Source organism: Acinetobacter sp. UBA3025, assembly GCF_002367915.1.
Lineage (GTDB): Bacteria > Pseudomonadota > Gammaproteobacteria > Pseudomonadales > Moraxellaceae > Acinetobacter.
Genome location: NZ_DFDO01000325.1, coordinates 1 through 18,982, shown reverse-complemented (window position 1 = coordinate 18,982; position 18,982 = coordinate 1). Strand labels below are relative to the sequence as shown.

General features: G+C 42.0%; 19 protein-coding genes. 5 read left to right on the top strand and 14 right to left on the bottom strand.

Annotated features, from left to right (window positions below):
- On the bottom strand, positions 1-1,487 hold a 1,487-nt coding region (locus B4J23_RS13895; protein ID WP_291361447.1), incomplete at its 3' end, for an FMN-binding glutamate synthase family protein.
- Between the two features lie 460 nt (positions 1,488-1,947).
- Positions 1,948-2,970 carry a helix-turn-helix transcriptional regulator gene (locus tag B4J23_RS13890; RefSeq protein WP_291361445.1) on the bottom strand — a complete coding sequence of 341 codons (1,023 nt, stop codon included), beginning with the start codon at positions 2,968-2,970 and terminating at the stop codon, positions 1,948-1,950.
- A gap of 241 nt (positions 2,971-3,211) precedes the next feature.
- Here B4J23_RS13890 and B4J23_RS13885 point away from each other — a divergent pair, with 241 nt between their 5' ends.
- The 5 genes from B4J23_RS13885 (at position 3,212) to B4J23_RS13865 (ending at position 7,473) form a co-directional block, all read left to right on the top strand.
- Complete coding sequence (locus B4J23_RS13885; RefSeq protein WP_291361443.1) at positions 3,212-4,771, top strand: circularly permuted type 2 ATP-grasp protein; 1,560 nt, start codon at positions 3,212-3,214, stop codon at positions 4,769-4,771.
- Between the two features lie 22 nt (positions 4,772-4,793).
- On the top strand, positions 4,794-5,396 hold the full coding sequence (locus B4J23_RS13880) for an alpha-E domain-containing protein (RefSeq protein WP_291361441.1): 603 nt from the start codon (positions 4,794-4,796) through the stop codon (positions 5,394-5,396).
- Positions 5,393-6,172, top strand: a complete 780-nt coding sequence (locus B4J23_RS13875) for a transglutaminase family protein (protein WP_291361439.1) — start codon at positions 5,393-5,395, stop codon at positions 6,170-6,172. Before B4J23_RS13880 ends, B4J23_RS13875 begins: the two co-directional genes overlap by 4 nt.
- A gap of 20 nt (positions 6,173-6,192) precedes the next feature.
- Positions 6,193-6,927 (top strand): proteasome-type protease, encoded by a 735-nt coding sequence (locus B4J23_RS13870; RefSeq protein WP_291361437.1) that lies wholly within the window; start codon positions 6,193-6,195, stop codon positions 6,925-6,927.
- A gap of 114 nt (positions 6,928-7,041) precedes the next feature.
- Complete coding sequence (locus B4J23_RS13865; protein ID WP_034704218.1) at positions 7,042-7,473, top strand: BLUF domain-containing protein; 432 nt, start codon at positions 7,042-7,044, stop codon at positions 7,471-7,473.
- A 62-nt stretch (positions 7,474-7,535) separates the two neighbouring features.
- On the opposite strand, the gene alr is transcribed toward B4J23_RS13865, so the two are convergent.
- From alr to B4J23_RS13805, 12 genes are all read right to left on the bottom strand, one after another.
- Positions 7,536-8,606 carry an alanine racemase gene (alr, locus tag B4J23_RS13860; RefSeq protein WP_291361434.1) on the bottom strand — a complete coding sequence of 357 codons (1,071 nt, stop codon included), beginning with the start codon at positions 8,604-8,606 and terminating at the stop codon, positions 7,536-7,538.
- Positions 8,607-8,837: 231 nt separating this feature from the next.
- Complete coding sequence (gene dnaB / locus B4J23_RS13855) at positions 8,838-10,277, bottom strand: replicative DNA helicase (protein ID WP_291361432.1); 1,440 nt, start codon at positions 10,275-10,277, stop codon at positions 8,838-8,840.
- Between the two features lie 216 nt (positions 10,278-10,493).
- The gene (rplI, locus tag B4J23_RS13850; RefSeq protein ID WP_004783880.1) at positions 10,494-10,940 is read right to left on the bottom strand and encodes a 50S ribosomal protein L9; all 447 of its coding nucleotides are present in this window, start codon (positions 10,938-10,940) and stop codon (positions 10,494-10,496) included.
- A gap of 9 nt (positions 10,941-10,949) precedes the next feature.
- Positions 10,950-11,177 carry a 30S ribosomal protein S18 gene (gene rpsR / locus B4J23_RS13845; RefSeq protein WP_004278792.1) on the bottom strand — a complete coding sequence of 76 codons (228 nt, stop codon included), beginning with the start codon at positions 11,175-11,177 and terminating at the stop codon, positions 10,950-10,952.
- A gap of 12 nt (positions 11,178-11,189) precedes the next feature.
- Entirely contained in the window at positions 11,190-11,576 is a 387-nt protein-coding gene (gene rpsF / locus B4J23_RS13840; RefSeq protein WP_004696436.1) for a 30S ribosomal protein S6, read from the bottom strand.
- 284 nt (positions 11,577-11,860) lie between these two features.
- Positions 11,861-12,739 carry a heme o synthase gene (gene cyoE / locus B4J23_RS13835; RefSeq protein WP_291361409.1) on the bottom strand — a complete coding sequence of 293 codons (879 nt, stop codon included), beginning with the start codon at positions 12,737-12,739 and terminating at the stop codon, positions 11,861-11,863.
- A 10-nt stretch (positions 12,740-12,749) separates the two neighbouring features.
- A complete protein-coding gene (locus tag B4J23_RS13830) occupies positions 12,750-13,079 on the bottom strand; it encodes a cytochrome o ubiquinol oxidase subunit IV (protein WP_171064814.1) in 330 nt (109 codons plus the stop codon).
- Positions 13,076-13,696: a cytochrome o ubiquinol oxidase subunit III gene (gene cyoC, locus B4J23_RS13825; protein ID WP_004783873.1), complete on the bottom strand. Its 621-nt coding sequence runs from the start codon at positions 13,694-13,696 to the stop codon at positions 13,076-13,078. The genes B4J23_RS13830 and cyoC overlap by 4 nt, the downstream gene beginning before the upstream one ends.
- A 4-nt stretch (positions 13,697-13,700) precedes the next feature.
- A complete protein-coding gene (gene cyoB / locus B4J23_RS13820) occupies positions 13,701-15,638 on the bottom strand; it encodes a cytochrome o ubiquinol oxidase subunit I (RefSeq protein WP_291361406.1) in 1,938 nt (645 codons plus the stop codon).
- A 3-nt stretch (positions 15,639-15,641) separates the two neighbouring features.
- The gene (cyoA, locus tag B4J23_RS13815; RefSeq protein ID WP_004783870.1) at positions 15,642-16,718 is read right to left on the bottom strand and encodes a ubiquinol oxidase subunit II; all 1,077 of its coding nucleotides are present in this window, start codon (positions 16,716-16,718) and stop codon (positions 15,642-15,644) included.
- A 301-nt stretch (positions 16,719-17,019) separates the two neighbouring features.
- A complete protein-coding gene (locus B4J23_RS13810) occupies positions 17,020-17,826 on the bottom strand; it encodes an RDD family protein (protein ID WP_291361403.1) in 807 nt (268 codons plus the stop codon).
- 417 nt (positions 17,827-18,243) lie between these two features.
- Positions 18,244-18,982: putative PEP-binding protein (locus B4J23_RS13805; RefSeq protein ID WP_349678871.1), on the bottom strand; the 739-nt coding region annotated here is incomplete at its 5' end.

Sequence of the window (18,982 nt, the reverse complement as noted above, 5' to 3'; positions counted from 1 at the left end):
CCTGCTGAAGCGATTAGCTCGGACAGGGCATGCATTGTATTTTTATGGAAATAAAACACTCGCTCGGCCTTAGTCGGGACATGTAGGGCTTTTTGACGCTCTTTATCCTGAGTAGTCACTCCCACTGGGCATTGATTGGTATGACAACTTTGGGCTTGAATACAGCCGACTGCAAACATGAATCCGCGCGCTGAATTAACCCAATCAGCCCCAAGTGCCATGGTACTGGCGATATCAAAAGCACTGATAATTTTCCCACTTGCACCAATTTTAATCTTGTCTCTCAATCCTGCACCGACCAAGGTATTGTGCACAAACAAAAGACCTTCTCTTAAAGGAGTACCCATATAGTCAATCAATTCAATTGGTGCAGCACCGGTACCGCCCTCAGATCCATCTACCACAATAAAATCAGGATAAATTTTGGTATGTAGCATGGCTTTCACCATACTCATAAATTGCCAAGGTTGACCCAGACAAAGCTTGAATCCGACTGGCTTACCTTCAGAAAGCTCACGTAGTTGTTGAATGAAATTCATCATTTCAATCGGGGTTTTAAACGCCGGATGTCCAGAAGGTGAGACACAGTCATGTTCACGGCTAATCCCGCGAATCTGAGCAATTTCTTCTGAAATCTTGGCTTTAGGTAAAATCCCGCCATGTCCAGGCTTTGCACCTTGTGAGAGTTTGATTTCAATCATCTTCACTTGAGGAAGTTTGGCTTTTTCTGCAAATTTCACCGGATCAAACTGACCCTCTAAGGTCCGGCAACCAAAATAGCCGCTACCAATTTCCCAGACAATGTCACCGCCATGTTCCAGATGATAAGGGCTGATACTACCTTCACCGGTATCATGAAAGAATTTGCCTTTTTGCGCACCAAGATTTAAAGCCCGAACCGCATTGGCACTTAAACTCCCGAAACTCATGGCTGAGATATTCAAAATGGAAGCAGAATAAGGCTGGGTACATTGCTCATTGCCGATCAGAATACGAAAGGTTTCTGGATCGGCAGGTCTGCAAGGGGTGAGGGAATGGCTAATAAACTTATAGTTTTCTTCATAAACATTCATGATCGAGCCGAAGGGCTTATCTGAATTTTCATTTTTGGCACGCTGATACACCAGACTGCGCTGCATACGTGAAAATGGCAGGGCATCCCGATCCGCTTCGATAAAATACTGACGAATTTCGGGGCGGAATTCTTCAAAGATAAAGCGGAAGTGCCCCATAATCGGGTAATTTTTTAAGATAGAATGTCTGTTTTGCAAGACATCATATAGGCCTAGCAGGCTCAGCAGAATACTGACGATCCATAACGTATTCACTAAGGTTGCCGGCATAAAATAATAAATATAGCGCGGCTCATAACCGATATGAAAAATCGTAAAAATAACGGCGATGGTGATGCAGGCAAACCAGACCGAGTGCCGTGAAAAAAAAGTATTAAGTAATTTGTGTCGTACTAATTGCGCAGGGTTAGCCATTATGAAATTAAATCCCTATTTCCACTACCATAGCATTTAATAATGTGCAGAGCTGCCTGGCTTATACAAGCATAGAATTGTTTTTTAATTTTATAAACCTGCTGGAAGTCTTTTAATGATCGCCATATTTATCTTCTAGATAGATTATAAATTTTCCAAATAATCTTCTATAGAAAAATTGTGCAAAAGGCATGCATTCTTTTTATTTCAAAAACAGGCTTAAGCGCTCTATAGTGATTTTTATCCCCATAACAGGAGTGTAAATTATGACAAAAAAATCGATCCGTTTTAATAATGCAGAGCTGGCTTGCTCATGTTGCCGGACTCTTTAATTGCTAATGTGACACATCCGGTCTGTTTTCTGGGGCAAGAGGAAAGCAGACCGGCTCAGTAACAGACCACCAGAACAATAAGAAAAATAAAATGATAAATTGATCAGGTCCCCAAAATGGGGACTTTTTTATTCTTTGGAAGAAGCTGAATCGGTTTCCTCTACTTGGTAAACAGCATCTGCCACTATTTTTGGTTCAATGTGCTTGATTTTATTGCCAAAACTGCGCAACCACCAGACCAGTTGTGAGGTAAAAGGCACAGTTGCGCTAATCAGGGTTATGCCATTTTCAATTTTTTCAATTTTTTGATCTTTGCTGAGCTGACTTTCTTCAAAATAGTGCGCATCAGATTCAGGCATGCTCAGTTGAAGCAATACATTTTCTGTTGGCTGATTAAAGTCGACCCGGAATCCTAAAGCGCCAGATTCAATATATTCATCAATATCAAAATTTACCGGGTGTAGGGCACGAGAATTCAGCACTACAGCTGATTTAAAACGGTGCAGGGCAAAGGTTTGAATATCCGATTTATCATGACGGGTACAGACCAGATAGATAATTGAACCTTTTTGTACTAATGCCAGCGGATTTAAAATATAGGTTTTCTCTTCGCCATTATGACCACGACCCTGATAAACACATTCCAGCTGTTTGTCCTGTAACAGGCCTTCGTAAATCGCCTGTTGGGCCGTTTTATCAACGACAGGCGGAATAAGCGGTTGGGTAGCTGGCACGATTCTGACCCGGTTAATCCATTGTCGTACGTTATTTTGTGAAGACAGGCTGCGTCGAGCCAGATCAAACCAGGGATTCATTTCTTCAATCAGACTAGGTGGCAGCAAATGTTTCAGATGTTCTTCCACCATCATAAAGGTCACCGCTTGCGAACTGGTCATATGCGGCAAGCTTTGAATCGGGGCATCTGAACGCCAGCGCCAGCCCTGGGGCGTGGTTTTACTGCTCTCAATCGGGAAACGCTGGGCAATCTGGTTCAGATCACGCTGAATGGTACGCAAACTGATCTCGATCCCTTCACGATTCAGGATTTCCTGGAGTTCACGGGTTCCCATCCATTTGCCGGTAGAAAGACGCGACAAGATTTGCCATTGGCGGTAAAGGCTATTGGAGGTTTCTTTTTCTTGTGCTGACATAATGTATTTTTACTGGCAATCAGTGGAAACAAATTAAATATGAGCTTACCACAATAAGAAATCTGGATTTTTTTCGCAAGTTATTCTGCGCAACAATTGTCCTGCAATCCGTAAACATCTTGGTGAAAAATGATATTGAGTGAATAGGCACTTTGCTGGGTTAATACAGACTTCGAAACGGATGTCATGGCATGGATATTGCTCTGATTTTATTATAATAGATTACAATGACGAGGTTTGTATGCTAAAAGAAAGCCAGGATACAAATACTATTACAACAGTAGAAAATCATACTGCAGCAGATTTAAGCAAAAATTTTACAGATACTACAGCACTCAATATTTCAATTAAGCACAGTTCGCATTTTTTATATCAAGAGATTTCTTCGAAATTTTTCAATGAAATGCGTGATCATCAGGTAATAAACAGTCAGGCAGGTCAACGACTTGAAGAATGGCTGTCACAGCATACCCTGGATGAGCTGAATCAGCTAAATGAAGTAGCAAAAGAACATTTTCTCTATGACGGTATTACGTTTACCGTATACGGCGATGAGCAAGGCACTGAGCGGACTATTCCTTTTGATGTAATTCCCCGGGTGATTGCGCGTAAACAGTGGAATATGGTGGCACTCGGTTCAGCACAGCGCGTTCGAGCCTTAAACCTGTTTCTACATGATATTTATCATCAGCAGGATATTCTCAAAGCCAATATTGTCCCTGAACTTCAGGTGCTGACTCATGAAGCGTATCAGCCGCATATGTACCAGCATCATTTGAAAGGCAGCATTTATAGCCAGATTAGCGGGATTGATATTATCCGGGATTTCAAAGGCGAATTTTACGTACTGGAAGATAACCTGAGAACGCCGTCTGGTGTGTCTTATATGCTGGAATGCCGCAAGATCAGCCAGAAGTTAATGCCTAAAGTGTTTGAGCAATCCAATATTGCCGGTATTGAACAATATCCAAAACTCTTAAAAGAAATTCTGGCGGAAAATGCTTATACCAATAATCCTTTTATTGTGGTTTTAACTCCGGGTCGTTTCAATAGTGCCTACTATGAACACGCTTGTCTTGCAAGGGAGATGGACGTGCCTTTAGTGACATCACGTGATCTTTTTGTTGAGAACTCTAAGGTTTATGTAAAAACGATACGTGGGCGTCAACAGGTTGATGTTATTTATAGAAGGGTCGACGACGCCTATCTTGATCCACTGTGCTTTAAACCAGACAGTACTTTGGGTGTTCCGGGCTTAATGTCCGCATATTTGCAGCATAATGTTGTAATCGCAAATGCACCGGGTACAGGTGTGGCAGATGATAAATCGATTTATCCTTATGTCGATAAAATGATTCATTTTTATTTAGGTGAAAAACCGATTTTAAATAATGTTCCAACCTACCAATGTCGTAATCCGGAAGATCTGGACTATGTGTTGGCAAATTTGGATCAGCTGGTCGTCAAGGAAGCACAAGGTTCTGGCGGTTACGGCATGCTGATTGGGCCACAAGCCTCTCAACAGCATATTGATATTTTCAGAGATAAGATTTTAGCTGCGCCGCATTTATATATTGCGCAGCCAACTTTGGATTTGTCGGTCAGTCCGACTTTAAGCAATTTTGGTATTGCTGAACGACATATTGATCTGCGTCCTTTTGTCTTGAGCTCACCTTACCGCACTGAAATTGTGCCAGGTGGTCTGACCCGGGTAGCCATGCAGGCAGGCTCACTGGTGGTCAACTCATCACAAGGTGGCGGGATCAAAGATACTTGGGTAGTCGACAACTTACATTCATAACATTCCAAAGAAGGATAACGTCATGGTTTTATTAAATACCAATGCGCAACATATTTTTTGGTTAGGCCGTTATTTATCTCGTACCCAGTTTTTATGTTCGCATTTTCCATTTTTAGATGATGAAGCCGCTGTGGCTTATGCACATGCTTTCTGTTTGCCTGCGTTTGATGCCAGTTCATTAAATGAGCTGGTTCTGGATAGTACACAGCCGACTTCATTTACCCAACAGTTTCAGGTGGCAAAAGACAATATTCAGGAATTACGCGGTGTATTGTCTGGCGAAGCCTATTCCGAACTACTGAAACTGATTAAAACTGCGGATCAGAATGCCGGTTATATCTGTGATGTCGTGACAGATTGTGCCGAAATTCTGGAAGCAGAATCATCAGATGTATTTCTATTTTTCAGTCTGGGCCAATGTCTGGAACAGCTTGATCAGCAGTTACGTCTCGGTGAAGATACGACCCGTACCTTATGTAAAATCGATTATATTGTGGATACACTCTGTGAGATTGGCTGGGGCAGTGTAAAGCAATACTGGACACAGTTACGTGCCGCACCTGATCTGAAGCAGTTTTACCAGTTTAGTGATCATATTCATCGCTTGTTCGAGGCTGATGTATGAAATTGATGGTGAATCACCAGACGCAATATACGTACACAGCCGAGGTGAGGAACAGTATTCAGTACATCAAAATGATGCCGTCAACCAATGAACACCAGAAAGTGCATTATTGGGATGTCAGTGTACCGGGTCAGAAAGTGATTCGGCATGATGCCTTTAAAAATCTCTGGATGACCAGTACACAACGTGAATCCTATCATAGCCTGATGATCATGGCACAAGGCATCGTTGAGCTAAATCTCGCGCATGAGCAGGGCTTGAATGATTCCTTAAATACCTATCTGTTTTTACAGCCGACTGAAACCACAAAATGTAATGCAGAGATGAAGGATTTTGCAGAGCGGCATGTTCCAGCATTAACTCGTAAACATTTAATCGACTTGGCCCAAGCCGTACTCGAACACGTTCCTTATATATCAAATAGTACTACGGTACAGGGTTCTGCGATTGATGCCTTTGAAGCATGTCAGGGCGTCTGTCAGGATCACAGTCATATTTTTATCGCCATGTGTAAACATTTAGGTTTACCATCACGTTATATTTCAGGTTATCTTTATGCACAGAATGCCTCACATCTGGCGAGTCACGCTTGGGCTGAGGTATTTATTGAACAGGCATGGTACTGTTTTGATGTGAGTAATCTGTTATTTACGCCAAGTGCGCATGTCTATGTTGCGGTGGGACGCGACTATTGGGATGTTGCACCGGTTCGTGGTGTAAGAGAAGAGGGCGGTGTGGAATCCATGTATTCCATCGTCCAGGTACTAGGATGTTAATTCATTAATAAGGACAAAAAATGACGTATTGTTGTGCCCTTCGTTTAGAGCAAGGTATGCTATTTATCAGTGATACACGCACCAATGCCGGTGTGGATCACATTTCGGTATTTCGAAAATTATATACCTTTGGGGCAGATGGGGAGCGCGTTATCGTACTACAGGCCTCCGGAAACCTGGCAACAACACAGGCAGTAATCGGACATATCAGAAATCAGCTGGAACTCAGACAGGAACCGAATATCCTGAGTTTACCCACCATGTTTGATGTTGCGGAACTGGTGGGCAATACGCTCAAAAAAGTAATTGCCAATGTGACTGATGATAGTTTAGAACAAAGTACTTACTATTGTAATTTCTTGGTCGGCGGCCAGATTAAAAATCAGGAACTGCAGCTCTATCATATCTACCCGCAAGGCAATTTTATTTGCGCGACACGAGATACGCCATATTTCCAGATTGGTGAAAGTAAATACGGTAAGCCGATTCTGGATCGTGCCCTGACCTATGATATGCCACTCGATGAGGCATTACGTTGTTCTTTGATTTCTTTTGCTTCTACCTTACGTTCAAATGTATCTGTCGGTATGCCGCTAGATGTACTCGTCTATAAAAAAGACAGCTTGATGATGCCGAAAGGGAAACGTATTGCTGAAGACGATGAGTATTTTACGGATATTAGCCGGCAATGGTCAGAAACTTTAAAGAAAGGCTTGGCGGAATTACCCACACCATCGAATGACTATTTCTTATAAGATTTATAGAAATAAAAATAAGTATTTCTTATAAAAATTAGTAAAAATTGACTGCTTAGTGTACAGTGCTAACTTCTATACGATATTGCATAGATAAGGATAGAGGTTAGCCGTTTGTACCAATTTTGTTATGCCAGTGAAAGTACCTCGTCCAAAGCCGACTTACTTCAAGATTTAACGGATATCCTTAAAGAAGCACGTGATTTTAATCATCCTAATCAAATAACAGGGGTGCTTTATTTTGCTGATGGACATTTTTTCCAGTGCTTGGAAGGTGAATGTCTGGTTTTAAAAGCTTTACTGACAGAGAGACTATCTAAAGATTCACGCCATAAAAATATTAAACTATTTGAAACTAAAGAGATTGAGCAGCGTACTTTTGGCGACTGGTCGATGAAATACATTTCTAAACGCAGTTCCATTCAACAATTCTGCCAAGAGATGGGGCTTGAAGTTTTTACGCCTAATGATTTTAACCAAGAACAAGTAGATGCTTTATTACTTGAACTGTCATTAATCGAAAATGAAGAACAAAAATTAGCTTAAATACTGACCGTATAAAAAAGCCCAATTTATATTGGGCTTTTTTATTTCTGGCTAGTTTTTCTTTAAACCAGTTTGCGTACCGGGCGGGCAGACATACGGCAAAGCAATTCATAACCAATGGTGCCATTGGCCTCAGCCACATCATCGACCAGACGGGATTTGCCCCATAGTTCGACTTCAGTACCCAATTCCAGATTTAGGTTAGTCGCATCAATGGCAATCATATCCATTGCGACACGGCCAATCACACGGGTTTGCTGGCCATGAATTACAACATAGTTCTGTTTCGGGAAAGCTCGTGGATAGCCGTCACCATAACCGATAGAAACAATGGCCAAGGTCATGTCTTTGTCAGCAGTAAAAGTTGAACCATAACCGACATGTTCACCAGGTTTGATATTATTCAATGCAATCACTTCAGCGGTAAAAGTCATGACTGGTTTTAGATCTAGATCATGTACAGTCTTGTCTGCAAATGGAGTCGCGCCGTAGAGCATGATGCCCGGACGAACAAAGTCAAAATGCAATTCTGGATATTTATAGATCGCAGCTGAGTTACAGCAAGAACCCATTAAAGGTGCGCAGTCATTCTTCACTTCCAAGAACTGCTGGATTTGCTGTTCATTGAGAGGATGTTCCGCATCAGCATTGGCAAAGTGCATCGCCAGCACGCAGGTAAAACCTTCTGCTTTTAATTGATTGATCACATTTTTAATCACATCAATTTTAAAACCAAGACGGTTCATACCGCTGTTGAGTTTTACCCAAACTTTTAGGCCTTTCGCAATATAGGCTTCTTTATTTGCCAGTAACCAGTCCAGTTGTGGCTGATGATGCACAATGACTTCAATATTCTGATCGATCACAACCTGCATTTCATCTGCAGAGAAAATGCCTTCGATTAGGGTAATGGGTTGCTGGTAGCCGAGTTCACGAATTTCCAGCGCTTCTTCCAGACAGGCGACACCAAAGGCATCACTATCTTTTAAGGCTGCTAAGCAGTCTTTAACTCCATGTCCGTAAGCATTGGCTTTGACCATGCTGACGATTTTAGCGGTTGGGGCAAGTTGTTTGACACGGTTTAAATTATATTGCAGTGCTTCACTGTCAATATAAACTGTAGCTTGGCGCACCCTAGATACTCCTGCGGGATGATAAAAATAATATCGTGTGGAACACACAAAAGAGGGAGAGAAATAACAGGATTGTGAAAACAAAAGCGGTCATTTCAAAATTGCAAATATTGTAGACCTATCTACCATAAATGGACATGCTCATTTATATAATTTCATGCAAAGCAAGCATTCTAAATAAAAAAGAGACCATTTCGGCCTCTTTTCTACACTCAGATCAAACTTGAATACTTACTCTTCATCATCATACTGGGCATAGAACTCAGGAGAGAGATTACTGAAACGGGTATATTGACCTTCAAATGCCAGACGTACGGTACCAATTGGACCATTACGCTGTTTACCGATAATAATCTCGGCAGTGCCGGCTTCTTTCGATTCCTTGTTATAAACCTCGTCACGGTAAATAAACATGATCAAGTCGGCATCCTGTTCGATCGCACCAGATTCACGAAGGTCAGACATCACTGGGCGTTTGTTGGGACGGTTTTCTAGAGAACGGTTCAACTGTGATAAGGCAATCACAGGGCAATGCATCTCTTTAGCCAAGGCTTTTAAGCTCCGGGAAATTTCCGAGATCTCACCAACACGGTTATCACCCATCCCAGGTACTTTCATCAATTGAAGGTAATCGACCATGATACAACCAAGCTTACCGCCATGCATTTTGGCAATACGACGCGCACGCGCACGAACCTCAGTTGGTGGAAGTGCAGAGGAGTCATCGATATAAAGATGCTTTTCCTGTAAATGCACAATGGTACTGGTCACTTTTGACCATTCATCACTGTCCATCTTACCGGCACGTAAATGCCCTTGATGCACGCGGCCGAAAGAGGAAATCAAACGCATCGCGATTGAATCCGCTGGCATCTCCATCGAATAGACCAGTGCAGGGAGGTTGTTGTTAAACAGCACACTTTCGACCAGGTTCATGGCAAAGGTGGTTTTACCCATAGAAGGACGGGCTGCAACAATAATCAAATCGCCGGCCTGCATACCGGAGGTTTTGTTGTCCAGTTCCACAAAACCGGTGGTTAGACCAGTAATTGAACCTTCAAGCTGAGATAGTTCATTTAATTTATCAAATACATCAGCTACAACGGTATTAATTGCTTTTGGGCCTTGAGCCTTGGCATTGTTGTTATGTTGTTCGGCAATCGAGAAAATATTAGTTTCAGCCAGATCCAGAATTTCACTCACCGGACGGCCTTTAGTGTCATAGGCATTCTGTAAAATTTCAGAGCTGACCTTGATCATGCTACGTAAAGTAGAGAACTCTTTAATTTTTCCGGCATAGGTTTCCAGGTTATAGAAACTTGACGGCGAGTCAGCCATTAGCTGCATCAAATATTCTTCACCACCGACCGCATCGAGTAAGTTCTGCTTGATCAGCCAGTCATGAACCAGTACTGCATCATAAGGCGAGTTTTCTTTAGAAAGCTGTTCAATGGCACGGAAGATATATTTATGCCGGGTCGCATAAAAATCATTTTCGGTAAGTACATCGCCGACTTGTTCAAAAGATTCAGCCACAGTCATAAGGGCAGCAAGTACAGCCTGTTCAATCGCTAAATTGTGCGGGGGAGTACGGAACTCCTTAAGTTCCGTATCAGCAACAATTTCTGGTTTAGCGGTAGGTGCCTTTTTGCTGGCATTCGCCTGTGACATATAAATCCCTGATTTTAAATACAATGGTTAAATATTGTCGGAGATGAATAAGGTTTATTCACTACGAGATGAAATGATACGCGGTCTGATCCAAAATGCGAAGTGCAATTTTTTGTGAACGCGAAGAATAAATTGAATTTTCTACTGTTGAGCAGATTATATTTTTTAGAGATAAAAAAAGAGCATGCCAAAGCATGCCCTTTTTTCGGTGAGAAATTACTCAGCTACGATAGTAACCAGAACTTCTGCAGCAACATCATGATGCAATTGGATTGCGATGTTGAATTCACCAGTGTTGCGAAGTGCGCCATTTGGAAGACGAACTTCAGCACGGTCAACTGTAAGACCAGCATTTGTCAACGCGTCAGCGATGTCACGAGTACCGATTGAACCGAACAGTTTACCTTCATCACCAGCTTTCGCAGTGATTACGATGTTTACTTCGTTCAATTGGTCAGCACGTGCTTGAGCAGCAGCTAATACTTCAGCTTCTTGTTTCTCAAGTTCAGCACGACGAGCTTCAAAAGCAGCAGTGTTAGCTTCAGTAGCTGCAACTGCTTTACCTTGAGGGATCAAGTAGTTACGGCCGTAACCAGCTTTAACTGAAACTTTATCACCAAGTTTACCAAGGTTTTTAATGCGTTGTAATAAGATAATATCCACAGCTCAACCTCACTTATGATTGTCAGTGTAAGGGATCAAAGACAAGTAGCGAGCTTGTTTGATAGCAAGTGCTAGCTGACGTTGGTAACGAGCTTTAGTACCTGTAATACGGCTAGGAACAATCTTGCCGTTTTCAGTGATGTACTGTTTTAAAGTGTCGATATCTTTGTAGTCGATGTACGTAACGTTCTCAGCTGTAAAGCGGCAGAACTTGCGACGACGGTAAAAACGTGCCATGTTAGGTTCTCCTTATGCTTCAGCAGAGTCTTGAGCTTGTTGTGCTTCTTCACGTTGAGCTTTACGCGCACGTTTTTCTTCAGCACTCTTAGCCAATAGTGACTCTTCAGTGATAGCGTTTTCACGACGGATGATAAGGCTACGAATGATTGCATCGTTATAACGGAACAATTCTTCTAGCTCATCAAGAGTAGTTTGACCACACTCAACATTCATCAGAATGTAGTGAGCTTTGTGGATCTTGTTGATTGGGTAAGCCAATTGACGACGGCCCCAGTCTTCAAGACGGTGGATTTGACCTTCAGCTTCTTTGATGTGAGTCAGGTAACGTTCTACCATACCCACAACTTGATCGCTTTGGTCTGGATGTACCAATAGTACGATTTCGTAGTGACGCATTGTCAGCTCCTTACGGTTTAAACAGCCCCAATTTAAGTGAAATTGAAGCAAGGAGTCACAACCTTGGTTGTGTCGCATAATATGCGAAGTGTGAAGTTTAGTGGTTTTGGGGCTGAAATACAAGCAAATCTTGCCAGATGATGAATGTTTGAGCACGTATGGAAACAAATAAAAAATTTACAAGAGTTAAGTTTCTAAAGGAAACAAAGTTACTTTAAGTAAGCTCGGAAGGGATTATGTATTTAGTAGAAGAAATAAAAAAGATAGAGTAAAACTCTATCTTCTTAAAAAAATATGATTGGATTCTGCGGGGCGGTAGAAGTAAAACTGAAAATAATACTGATCACGGTAATTAGTTTGACCGAGAACATGAAATACTGTTTTGCCCATGCCTGATTATCTTCAGCTTTAAAGCCCTGAATACTGAGATAGATCCAGTAAAGCGTCATCAGATTTAATACCACCAGATAGATCCAGTTTGCATAACCATAAACAAATAAAGCATTCATGGTAATTCCGAACAATATCAAGTAGATCAAAGATTCGATCTTGGTACGTCGAATTGAACGGGCGACAGGCAGAATTGGAATGCCTGCATTTTTGTAATCTTCAAAACGATAGACTGCAATTCCCCATGAATGGGGCATTTGCCAGAGTGCATACCCTAGAAAAATTAAAAGGGCACCCAGGTCAAACTGGCTTGCAACTGCGGTATAACCGATCACAGGCGGTGCTGCACCAGAAATACTGCCTACCAGTGTTTGGTGAATAGTTGTTCGTTTTGTCCATAAGCTGTAAAAACCAACGTATACGACAAAACCAATAACTGCGAATAGGAAAGCGTATGCATTTACCCAGAACCATAAAATGCCAAAACCGATCACACCTAGTACAAAAGCAAAGGTGAGAGCAACAGGTACAGAAATAGTTTTTTTGACAAGTGCGCGATTTTGCGTGCGCTGCATTTTTTGGTCGATGTCCTGATCAATAACGTTATTGACCACGCATCCTGATGCCACTACGAGAGTAGTACCAATAAGAGTAAGAAGCAGGAGAAGGAAATCTACAGAACCTTGAGTGGCTACGAAGTAGCCACCCAAAGTGGTAACAAAGTTACCGAAGAGAATTCCTGGCTTAGTCAGGAATAAATACTTTTTCAGCATGACAACCAGTTTAGATCATCATGTTGTAGTGTAGGTAGTTCATGATCCATACAGAACCCACTAAAAGAATAGCGATGGTTAAGATGGTATACACAAATGCAATTACGTTCCAGCGTTGCTCTGAAGAAGAGTTCATGTGCAAGAAGTAAATTAATTGCACAAGAATCTGAGCGACTGCAGTAATTGCAATAGCAGTAATCAAGATACCGCGGCTAAAACCACCTGCCATGACCATACCGAATGGAATTACAGTAAGGACAACAGACAGGATGAAGCCAACAGTATATTGCTTCATGTTACCGTGTGATTCGCCAGCAGCGTTATGATCATGACTCATTATAGAACTCCCATCAAGTAAACTACGCTGAATACACAGATCCATACGATGTCAAGGAAGTGCCAGAACAAGCTTAGGCACGCAAGACGACGAGTGTTAGGTAGAGTCAAACCATATTTCTTGATTTGAATCATTAACACGATCATCCATACCAAACCTGAAGTCACGTGGATACCGTGCGTACCTACCAGCGTAAAGAACGAAGACAGGAACGCAGAAGTGCTAGGGCCATGACCAGCATGAACTAAATGATTGAACTCATAAAGTTCCATACCGATGAAGGCAGCACCGAATAACCAAGTGATCGCTAACCAGGTAAGAACCTGACCAACGTTTTTCTTGTAGGCAGCTAGAACGGCAAAACCAAAAGTTACGGAAGAGATCAAAAGGGCAAACGTTTCAGTTAAAACGAAGCCTAATGAATCACCAAACAGATCACGCGCGCTTGGAGTGCCTAATGGAACGTGGCTACTTAAAACAGCGAATGCAATGAAGAGTGTACCGAAAAGGATAAGGTCACTCATCAAGTAAGTCCAGAAACCAAAGACAGTGATGTCAGTATCATCGTGATGATGATGCTCATCGTGTCCGTGGTTATCGTGATGAAGTACTTCAGCCATGGTCTTAGTCCTTCTTCAAGTGTTTTTCAAGGATCGCATAACGTTCACCTTCAATACGCTCAACTTCAGCAGCAGGAACATAGTAATCCACTTTCTTGGTGAAAGAAGACACGATGAAGCTGATGATAGCTGCTACGAAAGTAACCGCTACTAACCACCAGATGTGCCAGATTAACGCGAAGCCCATAACAGTAATGAACATTGCGATAATGAAACCAGCAGCACGGTTAGTCGGCATATGGATATCTTCGTACTTCGTAGGTTTTGCATAAGCAACACCGTTTTCTTTCTCGATCCAGAAAGTATCAATACCATTGATCTTTGGAAGATGGGCAAAGTTATAGAACGGAGCAGGAGAAGATGTAGCCCATTCAAGCGTACGACCATCCCATGGATCGCCAGTCAAATCTAGACGTTGATCGCGTTGTAGGAAACCAACAACGATTTGCATGATGAAACATACAATACCAAGTGCTACAAGAACTGCACCGAACATTGCGATGTTTACATACGGATCCCAGTCTGGGTTATCAAATGTATTCAGACGACGAGTCATACCCATGAAACCAAGGATATAAAGTGGCATGAATGCAAAGTAGAAACCGAAGAACCAGAACCAGAATGCTGCTTTACCCCAAGTCTCATTCAGTCTCCAACCAAACATTTTCGGCCAGTAGAAGATGATACCCGCGAACATCGCGAATACTACACCACCAATAATTACGTTATGGAAGTGAGCGATCAGGAATAAAGAGTTATGTACCAGGAAGTCCGCTGGTGGAACTGCCATCAATACACCTGTTAAACCACCGATACCAAAAGTCACAAGGAAGCCAAGTGTCCATAGCATTGGGGTAGTGTAAACGATACGACCCTTGTACATGGTGAACAACCAAGAGAAGATTTTCACACCAGTAGGAATCGCAATAATCATGGTCATGATACCGAAGAACGCGTTAACGTTGGCACCTGCACCCATGGTAAAGAAGTGGTGAACCCATACAACGAATGACAATACTGTAATTGCAACTGTTGCATACACCATTGATTTATAACCGAACAATGCTTTACGAGCGAAAGTCGATACAACTTCAGAGTAAATACCAAATGCTGGCAATACCAGAATGTATACTTCTGGGTGACCCCAAGTCCAAATCAAGTTCACATAAAGCATTGGACTACCGCCTAGCTCGTTTGTGAAGAAGTGGAAGCCGAAGTAACGGTCAAGAGACAGCATTGCAATAGTAGCAGTCAACACTGGGAATGCTGCGATAATCAATACTGCTGTACATAAAGATGTCCAGGTAAAGATTGGCATTTCCATCAGTTTCATGCCAGGCGCACGCATTTTGATGATGGTAACGAAGAAGTTAACACCCGTTAATAGCGTACCCAGACCTGAAATCTGCAGTGCCCAGATGTAGTAATCCACACCGACGCCAGGAGAGTATTCAATCGCAAGTGAAGCCATCATCAGACCCGCAGCACCAGCGAACAGCCAGAAACTTAGAGAGTTCAATAATGGGAATGCAACGTCACGTGCACCGATTTGAAGCGGTACAGAGATGTTCATTAAACCAACAACAAGACCCATTGCCACGAAGAAGATCATGATCACACCGTGTGCGGTGAAGATCTGGTCATAGTGTTCTGGGTGCAAGTAGCCTTCGCCGCCACCTTTTGCAAGGAACTGCTGAAGACGCATCATGATCGCATCGGCGAAACCACGTACCAGCATGATCACTGATACAAAGATATACATGATACCAATTTTTTTATGGTCTACAGATGTGAACCATTCGTTCCACAGGTAGCCCCATTTTTTGAAGTAGGTAATACCTGCAACAACTGCGATACCACCTAAGATCATCATTGCAACAGTTACCAGTACGATTGGATCGTACGGAATTGCATCTGGACCTAACTTACCTAAGAAGCTCATGAATTATTCTCCTTGAGAAGCAGTCGCATGTTCAACATCTACATGTGCTTCAGAAGCAGCTGCTTCCTGGTGAGCAACAGAAGACGCTGAGTGATCAGCACCGTGATAGTTACTCATGTAGTTATTGATCACAGATTCAAACAAACCTTGCTCAACAGAAGAGTAGTAAGTCACTGGATGTGGCTTAGTTGGGTAAGGCTTCATTGCTTCAGCAGCAGCCTTCTCTTCAGGAGTCGTAGCTTTTGCAATAATCGCTTCGATTTGGTGTTTACCACGGTTACCGTCACGCAAGCTTGCAAATTCAGCTTGGTCTAAAACAGTTTTTTGAACTGCTTCTGGATTTACTGAAGTACCGTTACCTGCTTTAACTGCAGCTACCCATTCAGCAAACTGAGCATCAGTCACAGCATGTGCACGGAAGCGCATTTGTGAGAAGCCATAGCCTGAATAGTTAGAAGAGAAACCGCGGTAGCCTTCAGCTGGGCTAGTTTCGTCTGCCATTAAGTTCAGGTGAGTTTGCATACCCGCCATTGCATAGATCTGACCACTTAACGCAGGGATGAAGAATGAGTTCATCGTGAAGTTAGAAGTCAAACGAAGACTTACCGGAGTTTTCTCTGGGAAGCGAATTTCGTTTACAGTCGCAATGTTTTGTTCTGGGTAGATGAAGATCCATTTGAACTGTTCAGCAATAACCTGAACTGTTAATGGTGCTTTATCTGCCTCAAGTGGGCGGTATGGGTCGTACTTGTGGGAACCCCACCAAGTTAACCAAGCTAAAATACCAATAATAATGACAGGGATACCCCAAACTACAATTTCAATCGCAGTAGAGTGTGCCCATGTAGGTTTATAGTCTGCGTCTTTATTCGATGCGCGATATTTCCAACCGAACCATAATGCCATGATAATTGATGGAATTACCACCAATAGCATTAAGTAAATCGCAGTCACCATCAGGCTACTTTGGCCTTCAGCAACTGGACCTTTAGAGTTCAGAAGTACTAGATCACCACCACACCCTGTTAAAAGTGCAGCCATCGTTGATAAAGACAATACAGCTAAAATCGTTTGTCTCATTTTACAACCTCGGTGAAGAGTCCCATTCCCTAATTTAATATGGGATAGCGATTAAAGTGTCGCATGATAAAAGAGGCCGTTTTTTTACAAAACACCCTTCTAATCATAATACACCGCTACGTTGTAGGGCATTATGCCTGATATTGCCAAACTAAGCTATATATATAGGTGCTTTAAATGACTGTAATAAAAACCGATTTTGTTGGTCGGGTTTCAAGAATATTTATAGGAATTTTATTGTAATTTCAAAGTTATGTAGGAAAATGGGATGCCAAAACATCCCATTTTATGGCAGAACTAATTATTGTTTAACGACTTGGGTTTTTGCCAGTTTATCGTGCACGGTTTGACGTTTTTGCCCTAAACCGAACGCCCAGTCAATGATTGTGCTGAGTGGCATGAAGATAATATTCAGGAAAATAAAGAATACACTGCGAATAGTGAAGGCGCGCATCAAGCTGGTTTTTTCACCAGTCTCGGCATCTACGATCTTAATTTTAGTCAGTTTTTTACCGATACTTTGACCCGATTTGGCAATCAGAAAGGCCTGAATAGCGAGCATGATCACTAGGTAAATTGCAGTCGCAATCCATGCCTGTTGTGAAAACATGTCAAACATCTGAGTTTGTAGTTGCTGTGCCAGAGCAGGGTCAGCGTCACTACTTAACATCACATTCATAAACTCCTGGTTCAGTTGTGCAAACTGGGTTTCCTGTTCAGGAGTAAAAAATACGGTCAAAATAAACGTCGCAGGCAGCCATAAAAGCAGATCCACAATCTTGGCTAAAATACGGCTTGGAATACTCGCCAGTTCTTTTTTTGCTGCAACATTTTGAGAACTGCGGGCACGAAGATGGTCTGTACTTGACTCATTTGTGTTCTGTGGAGCCTGATAGACTGGTGTCGCTGGCGTTTCTGGTGCTACATAGCCTTCAGGCTGATAGATCAGTTTCCCTTGGGTGAGTTCACCTAAAGCTTTCCATTCGGTCATACCTTGATGCCAAGCCAAATCAGTCAGAAGTACTTGTTGGTTGGCAAGCATCTGATTTAATTGCTCGAGCGTATATGGGCCAGCTTGTTGATTATTTCGTGCCAAGTAAATCTGCATATAAACTGAATCTCAAAAATATAAATTTAGACAAAAATTGAACTAGGAGTTTAAGTATTTTCAGGCTGAAAACAAATAAAAGAATATAAGTGTAATATATGGATAAGTTTAGGATTTTCAAGAATGTTCATCACCAAATTCCTCCATAATTGAGACAGTGTAGCAAGGATTGATGATTTTGCTATCAAGATGTGAAAATTCACTTAAATTTAATTATGCAATTTTTTCTCATGCTGTTTGTTGGTATTTGTTTGTCATTACACTAAGAAGCTTATGCTTATATAAATGATTTGATTTCAGCTAAATCAAAAACATATGATTAATCACTTAACTATAAATGTGATTAAGACAATATTTGAGGCAATATTGAGAACATAAAAAAAAGACCCTATGAAAGGGTCTTTTTTATAGAGCGAATTAAGCCTTTTGAGCTTTCTCTTCAGATAGGAAGAACCAGGTATCCAATACTGAGTCTGGGTTAAGAGATACAGATTCAATACCTTGTTCCATCAGCCATTGTGCAAGATCCGGGTGGTCAGAAGGACCTTGGCCACAGATACCTACATATTTACCTGCTTTACGGCAAGCATGGATGGCCATAGAAAGCAGTGCTTTTACTGCTGGATCACGTTCATCAAACAGGTGAGAAACAATACCAGAGTCACGGTCCAGACCAAGCGTTAACTGAGTTAAATCATTTGAACCGATAGAGAAACCGTCGAAGTGTTCAAGGAACTGTTCAGCTAACAATGCGTTAGTTGGCAATTCACACATCATGATCACTTTAAGACCATTTTCACCACGTTTCAGACCGTTTTGACCTAATAGCTCAATAACACGTTTAGCTTCAGCAACAGTACGTACGAACGGGATCATGATTTGAACGTTAGTCAGACCCATTTCGTCACGAACTTTTTTCAGTGCACGGCATTCAAGTTCGAAGCAGTCACGGAAGTTGTCAGATACATAACGGCTTGCACCACGGAAGCCCAACATTGGGTTTTCTTCTTCAGGTTCGTACAGTTTACCGCCGATCAGGTTAGCGTATTCGTTTGACTTGAAGTCAGACATACGTACGATTACTGGTTTGTCAGCGAACGCAGCGGCAAGAGTAGAGATACCTTCAACCAGTTTTTCTACATAAGATCGGAAGAGC